General features: G+C 70.3%; 2 protein-coding genes. Both read right to left on the reverse strand.

All coding sequences use genetic code 11. The features are described 5' to 3' along the window. The coding region (locus HR086_RS42755) for a non-ribosomal peptide synthetase (protein ID WP_174468508.1) at positions 1-5891 on the reverse strand (5891 nt) is incomplete at its 3' end. A gap of 46 nt (positions 5892-5937) precedes the next feature. Then, positions 5938-7365 carry an MFS transporter gene (locus HR086_RS42760; RefSeq protein ID WP_141646271.1) on the reverse strand — a complete coding sequence of 476 codons (1428 nt, stop codon included), beginning with the start codon at positions 7363-7365 and terminating at the stop codon, positions 5938-5940. Positions 7366-7558: the final 193 nt, after the last annotated feature.

Genomic DNA, 7558 nt, shown 5'->3' on the forward strand with positions numbered 1-7558 from the left:
GGGCTGTGGGCCAGCGACACTTCATCCAACAGGACACACGCCAGCCCGTCGGTGGGAAGCTTGTCCAGGAATGCGCGGGTGGAGATGAGGACCTCGGGCCGCGCGTCCTCCATCATCGAAGCGAGACGCTCGCGCGGATACTTTGTGTCGAGGGGGACGTAGGCGGCGCCAGCCTTGAGGATGGCGACGAGGGCGATGATGAGTTCGGCGGAGCGGTCGACGGCGATGGCGACGCGGGAGTCGGTGCGGACGCCGAGAGCGCGCAGGTGCCAGGCGAGCTGGTTGGAGCGCTCGTCGAGCTGACGGTAGGTGAGGGAGGTGTCACCGACGAGGAGCGCGACGGAGTCGGGTGCGCGCGCGACGACATCGGCGAAGACGGCGGGCAGGGTGGAGTCCGGCGAGACGAGCGCGGGAGCCGAGGCCCAGTTGGTGAGGACGTCTCGCCGCTCCTCGACGGTCAGCATGGAGTGGGTAGCGAGCGGAGCGTCGGGCCGGGCGACGACCGCTTCGACGAGCAGCTCGAAGTGCCGCGTCATGCGCTCGATGGAGGCTCGCTCGAACAGGTCCGTGTTGTAGGTCAGCGCGCCGAAGAGGCCGTCCGGCCCGTCCACGAAGTGCAGCTCGAGTTCGAACTTGATGACGGTGGCTTCAACCTCCACCGGACTGAGCGACAGCTCCTGCTTCTGGAGGGCCGACGCGGGTGTGTTCTGGAGCGCGAAGAGGACCTGGAACAGCGGGCTGCGGCTCAGGTCTCGACGAATCTGAAACTCCTCGACCAGGCGCTCGAAGGGGACGTCCTGGTGCGCGTAGGCCCCCAGGGCGGTCTCCTTCACCTGCCGCAAGAGCTGGAGGAACGTCGCGTTCGTGTCGATGCGCGCGCGGAAGACGAGCGTGTTGACGAAGAAGCCGATGAGCCCTTCGAGCTCCGCGCGCTGGCGACCCGCGATGGGTGAGCCGACGGCGATGTCGTCCTGCCCGGTGTGACGGGACAGGAGCAACTGCCATGCGGCGAGCAGCGCCATGAACGGCGTGATGCCTTCACGCTGGCACAGCGTCTTGAGCCGCTTGGAGACCTCTGGCCGCAAGGTGACGAGCACCTGGGCACCGGTGAAGGTCTGCACGGGAGGACGCGGCTTGTCGAGCGGCAGGTCCAGCGTGGCCACACCCATCAGGCGTCCGCGCCACCATGCGAGCTGCTGCTCCAGCACTTCGCCCTGGAGCCAGTCGCGCTGCCAGACGGCGTAGTCGGCGTACTGGAGGGACAGGGGCGGAAGCGGCGACGGTGCCCCCATCGCGAAGGCCCCGTAGAGGGTGGCGACCTCCTGGGTGAGCACGCCCATGGACCAACCGTCGGAGACGATGTGGTGCATGTTGAGCGCGAGGAAGTGCTCGGTGGGGGACGTCTCCAGCAGCAGGGCGCGGACGAGCGGGCCGGTGGAGAGGTTGAACGGACGCAGGTACTCCTCGCGCAGCAGTCGCTCCACCTCCTGGCGGACGGCGTCCGGCGTCTGTCCCTGGACCTTCACCACGGTCACCGGCAGCTCCGCGTGCGGGGCGACGATCTGGAAGGGCTCGTCGTTCTGCTGGAGGAACGTGGTGCGCAGGGCCTCGTGGCGCCTCACCAACTCGGCGAAGGCCCGCTGGAGCGCGGACAGATGAAGCGCTCCGTCCAGTCGGACGAAGGAGGGCATGTTGTACGTCGCGCCGCCGGGCTGGAGCTGGTCGAGGAACCAGAGGCGTTGCTGCGCGAAGGACAGCGGCAGCGGTCCTGTGCGGGGCACTGGAACCAACGCGGGCGGCTGCCGGTTCCGCGACGTCATCAACGTGGTGTCGATGCTCGCCGCGAGGGCGACCACCGTGGGTGCGCCGAAGACGGTGCGCAGCGGCAGTTCCACGCCGAACGCGGACCGCACACGCGACACGACCTGGGTGGCAAGCAGCGAGTGCCCGCCGAGCGCGAAGAAGTTGTCGGTGACGCTCACTCGCGGCACGTGCAGGACGTCGGCGAAGAGCGCGGCGAGCTTCTCCTCCAATGGAGTGCGGGGCGCGGCGAAGGCGGCACCTCCGCGCAGACTCTCCGCATCGGGCGCGGGCAGGCGCTTGCGCGCGAGCTTGCCGCTGGGCGTGAGGGGCAACGCGGGCAGCGCCACGAACGCGGACGGCAACATGTACTCGGGCAGGCGCTGGAGTACGAACGCGCGCAGGGCCTCGGTGTCGAGCGTGGCGTCGGGCGAGACGACGACGTAGCCGACCAGTCGCCTGTCGCCCGGCACATCCTCGCGAACGATGACCGCGGCATCACTCAGCCCCGGCGCGGAGCGGAGCACGGACTCGACTTCACCCAGCTCGACGCGGAAGCCGCGCAGCTTGACCTGGGAGTCGAGCCGCCCCAGGAAGTCGAGCGTGCCGTCCGCGCGCCACCGCGCCGCGTCTCCGGTGCGATGGAGCCGCGCGCCCGGCACCGTCGAGAAGGGGTCGGGGACGAACGCCTTCGCGGTGCCTTCTGGCTGTGACAGGTAGCCGTGTGCCAGGTGGGTGCCACCGATGTACAGCTCTCCCGAGACGCCGATGGGCACCGGATGGCCGAGCGCATCCAGGACATACAGCCGCGTGTGGCCGACCGGACCGCCGATGGACGGAAGCCGGGGCCAGGACGTGGGAGTGCCCTGGAGTCGGAAGGCGGAGACGACGTGCGCCTCGGAAGGACCGTACTGGTTCTCCAGGACGCTGCCCGGCAGCTTCGCGAAGAACGCGGCGACGGTGTCGCTCACCTGGAGCTGCTCACCCGCCGTCACCACTTCCCGCAGCGCGGAGGGCAGGGTGGCGCCATGCGAGACAGCGTCGGCGATGGCCTGAAGGGCGACGAAGGGCAGGAAGAGCCGCTCGACGCGCTGCTGCTGCATGAAGTCGAGCAGCGCGGGGATGTCCTGGCGCAGTCCTCCGGTGGGAAGAACGAGGGTGCCGCCGGCCCACCAGGTGCAGAACATCTCCTGGACGGAGACGTCGAAGTTGAGCGACGCGAACTGCAACGTGGTGGCGCGCGGCTGCGGAGCGCGATGGAGCTGCCACGTGAAGAGCGCGCTCAGCGCGCGGTGGGGCATGACGATGCCCTTGGGCACCCCCGTGCTCCCGGACGTGTAGATGATGTAGGCGGGGCTCTCCGCCGAGACGTCGAGACCTGGCGCGCGTCGGGACTGGCCGGCGACAATGGCCGCGTCGACATCCAACAGGAGGGCGCGAGCGCCGCCATCGGCGGGCAGCGACGCCGCGAGCCGGGAGTGGGTGAGGACCACGGGCGCCCGCGTGTCCGCGAGCATGAAGGCGAGGCGCTCGGCGGGATAGCTGGAGTCGAGCGCGACATAGCTGGCCCCCACCTTGAGCGTGGCCAGGACGGCCACGGCCATGTCGAGCGACTTGTCCAGGCAGATGCCGACGATGCTCCCCGGCGTCACGCCTCGCGCGAGCAGGTGGTGCGCGAGCTGATTGGCCCGCGCGTCCAGCGCCGCGTAGGTGAGGGAGTCGGTGCCGTCGGTGACGGCGATGGCGTCGGGCGTGCGAAGCGCCTGGGCCTCCACGGGTGCGTGGAGCGTGGTGGGCGCGAAGGGCTCCCGCGACGTGTCGTTCCACGAGACGAGGACCTGGCGACGCTCGGGCTCCTCCATCATCGGCAGGCGCCAGACGGGCTGGCTCGGGTCCTCGACGGCGGCTCGCAGCAGGCGCACGAACTGGTCCGCCATGCGCTGGACCGTCGCCGTGTCGAAGAGGTCGGTGTTGTATTCGAACACCGCGTTGAACACGTTGCCGTCGTCGGACGCCAGCAGCGAGAGGTCGAACTTGGCGGTGCCGCTGATGGCATCCAGCGGACGGACCTTGAGCGGCGAGTCGGGGTCTTCCTGTCCCTGCGTCTTCGGCGTGTTGTGCAGGGCGAGCATCACCTGGAACAGGGGCGTGCGGCTCTGGTCCCTCTCGGGACGCAGCTCGTCCACCAGCTTCTCGAACGGGACGTCCTGGTGCGCATAGGCACCGAGCGTCGTCTCGCGCACCTGGGCCAGCAGCTCGCGGAACGTCATGCCCGGGGTGAAGCGGGCGCGCAGCGCGAGCGTGTTGGCGAAGAAGCCGATGAGGCCTTCCAGGTCCGCCCGCATCCGGTTGGCGATGGGCGAGCCGACGATGATGTCGTCCTGCCCGGAGTAGCGCGCGAGCAGCGTCTGATAGGTGGCCAGCAGCACCATGAAGGGCGTGACACCCTCCTGGTGGCACAGCGCGTGGACGGCGGGCGCGAGCGCGGCGGGAAGGTCGACGCGCAGCATGTCCCCGCGCAGCGACTGGATGGGAGGCCGCGGCCTGTCGGTGGGCAGCTCCAGCGCGTGCGGCGCGTCGGCCAGTTGGGTGCGCCAGTAGGCGAGCTGTGACTCGAGCACGTCGCCCGTCAGCCAGCCGCGCTGCCAGACGGCGAAGTCCGCGTACTGCACGGGCAGCTCCGGCAGCGGCGAGGGCCGGCCGAGCGCGAACGCCAGATAGAGGGCGGGGACCTCTTGCGAGAGGACGCCAATGGACCAGCCGTCGGAGATGACGTGGTGATTGACGATGAGCAACACGTGCTCGTGCTCATCGAGCGTCAAGAGCCGCGCGCGCAAGAGCGGGCCGGTGGCCAGGTCGAAGGGCGTGCGCGCTTCCGCGTCCGCCAGTCGCTGCGCCTCCGCGTCGCGCGCCTCCGGGGGAAGGGCGCGCAGGTCGTCGACGGAGATGGTGAACGGCGCGGGCGGTGAGACGGCCTGGACGGGGCCGTCCTGCAGCGAGCGGAAGCGGGTGCGCAGCGTCTGGTGACGCCGCGCCAGCTCCGTGAAGGCGCGCTCTAGCAGCGAGTGCTCCAGCGGGCCCGTGAAGCGCAGGCCGTAGAACATGTTGTAGGCGGGACTGCCGGGCTGGAGCTGATCCAGGAACCAGAGCCGCTGCTGCGCGTACGACAGCGGCGCGCCGTCGCCGTGACCCGTGGGGATGGGCCCGGTGAGGGACTGGCCGGACTCGAAGAGCCGCGCCGCCAGCGCCTTCACGTGGGGCTCGCGCAAGAGCGAGTGTCCGTCTCCAGGCGTGTCGTCGACCTGGGCGCCCTCCTCCGCGAGCACCGCCCAGCCCTTGTCCTTCTCCACGTCCGCGGCGTCCACGACTTCGGCGGAGCGAACGATGCGCGCGGAAGCGGCAAAGGCCTCGGGGACGTAGCGACGCGCGGCGCGCACGTGGGCGGAGAAGAGCTTGAAGCGCGCGCGCAGGAACTCGAGCGTCGTGGCCGCGGGCAGCAGCCCCTGGCGCGTGCCCTCCGCGTGCAGATGCACCAGCAGGGGCTCGGGGTCCTTGCCCGTGGTGAGCGCGGCGGGAAGCTCGAGCGGGGGCAGGCCCGCCTGGAGCGCCAGCTCTCGCGCGAAGAGGGCGGCGTGCGCGGCGAGCGCCTGGGCGGAGATGCTCCTGTCGGGTGACGCGGGCGGCGGCTCGATGAGCGTGAGCCGCGCGACGTGGCCGTCACGCTGGAGGAGGCGCGCCATCTCCCACGCGATGACCGCGCCGAGCGCCCAGCCCGCGAGGTGATACGGCCCTTCGGACCGCTCCGCGCGCAGGGCCTCCACGTAGAAGACGGCCATCGCCTCCAGCGACTCCAGCGGCGCGCGCCCGTCGTCCAGGCCTCGCGCCTGGATGCCGACCACGGGCTGGGACGCCGGAGCGTGGCGGACCAGCTCCGCGTAGCAGTCCAGGCGGCCGTCCATCGGATGCACGAGGAAGAGCGGGCTCGCCGCGTCGTTCCCCGCGCGCAGGGGCACCAGGGGAGAGGCGGAGGGGCTCGCTTCGGATGGGATGACGGGCCCGACGGACGTCGGGGAGTCGTTGCGCGTGCTCACGGAGTACTCCAGTCAATTCATTGCGCGGGGCCGGGACGCTGCGTGCTCAGGACGGGGTGTTTCCCGTCGCCGAGAGCGGACTCTCGGGCACGGCGCCAGCCGGGGGCTGCTCGGAAGGAAGAGAAGTGGCGAGCGGGTGGGAAGGAATCATGTCCGGAAGCTCTTCCTGGACGCGCCGCGCGCGAGGAGACAACAGGAGGAGTCCGACGGCGCCCAGCACCGCGAACCCCAGGACGACGAACAAGAACGCGATGCCACGCCCGGTGCCGGTGCCCAGCACGCGCCCCACGCTGCCGGCGAACGCTCCGCCCGGCGCCATCCACGGCTCGAAGACGCGGTCCGCAAGGGGACCTGCGATCAACGTGGTGAGCAGCACCCCGGACTGTCCCACCGTCTTGCGCAGCGCGGACACCCTGCCCTGGATTTCCAACGGCACCTTGAGCTGCCAGATGACATGGGAGTTGGTCGTGGTGAGCGGCATGGAGAACAGGAACAGCGCCGCCGCCGTGGCGAGCAGCGGCACGCTGGGCGGCAGCGCGGCCAGCAGCAGCATGACCGAGGCGATGATGGGGAAGCCCGCGATGCCGAGGATGCGGCGCTTGGGGCCGCCCCACACGCTGGTGAGGATGCCGCCCGCCAGCAGGCCCATGCCGGAGATGGAGCCAATCAGTCCCAGGTGCTTCAGATCCGTGAAGGCCAGCACCAGCGGCGTGAAGAGCAGGAGCACCAGCGCGAGGCTCGAGTTGGTGAACGTGCTGAAGGCCAGGATGTACGACAGGCCCGGCCTGTCCCGGACGAAGCGCCACCCCTCCGCCAGCTCCGCGCGCATGGAGCGAGGCCCCGCGCGCCGCACCGAGGCCCCGGGCGCCGACGGGAAGCGCACCACCACCAACACGCCCGCGGCGAACAGGAAGCTGACCACGTCCATGAAGAGCACGCCGTGCAGGCCAATGCTCCCCACCAGCAGGCCCGCGAACAGGGGCGACGCAATCTGGCTGATCGCCCCGCCCAGTTCCGCCATGCCGCTGGCCCGCCCCAGGTGCTGCTTGGGGATGAGCAGCGGCGTCGTGGCCGTCCACGCCGGCCAGCGAAACGCATTGCAACAGCCCCCCAGCAGGACGATGGGGTACAGGTACCAGGCCTTGAACGCGAGCTGGCCCAGGTCATCCGCCACCAGCAGCAGCCAGATGAGCGCGGTGGTGAGGCCGGAGCCCACGTCGCTCCAGAGCATCGCCTTCCTGCGGTCCCACCGGTCCACCAGCACTCCGGCGAACGGCGACAACACCGCCAGGGGCAGCGTGGCGAAGAAGGAGATGAGCACGAAGCGCGTCGTGGAGCCGGTGAGCTGGTAGACGTGCGCGCCAAGCGCGAACGACGTCAACCCCGAGCCGAACAGGGAGACGAACTGCCCCAGCCATACGAGGCCGAAGGTGAGAAGCGGGCGCGACGGTGAAGCAGGCGACGGGGCAGTCATTTCGCGTGGCGATGCGAGCTGGGTTGGCTGGCGAGCTTCCCACTGGCCAGGGGCACGGCACAGGAACTGGGCACTCCCAGATCAGCTTCACAGCCCTGACGCATTCTTGCAAACAGACTACCCGGACAGTCGCGCTGATACCTGCTGAAACACGGACGGTGCGTGTGGCCGAAGGGAGGTGGCGGGGGAGGGG

The organism is Myxococcus sp. CA039A (assembly GCF_013336645.1).
Classification (GTDB): Bacteria; Myxococcota; Myxococcia; order Myxococcales; family Myxococcaceae; genus Myxococcus; species Myxococcus llanfairpwllgwyngyllgogerychwyrndrobwllllantysiliogogogochensis.

What these genes read in the sequence shown, in the direction of transcription:
- HR086_RS42760 (WP_141646271.1), bottom strand. Translation starts at nt 7,365, where the DNA reads ATGACTGCCCCGTCGCCTGCTTCACCGTCGCGCCCGCTTCTCACCTTC.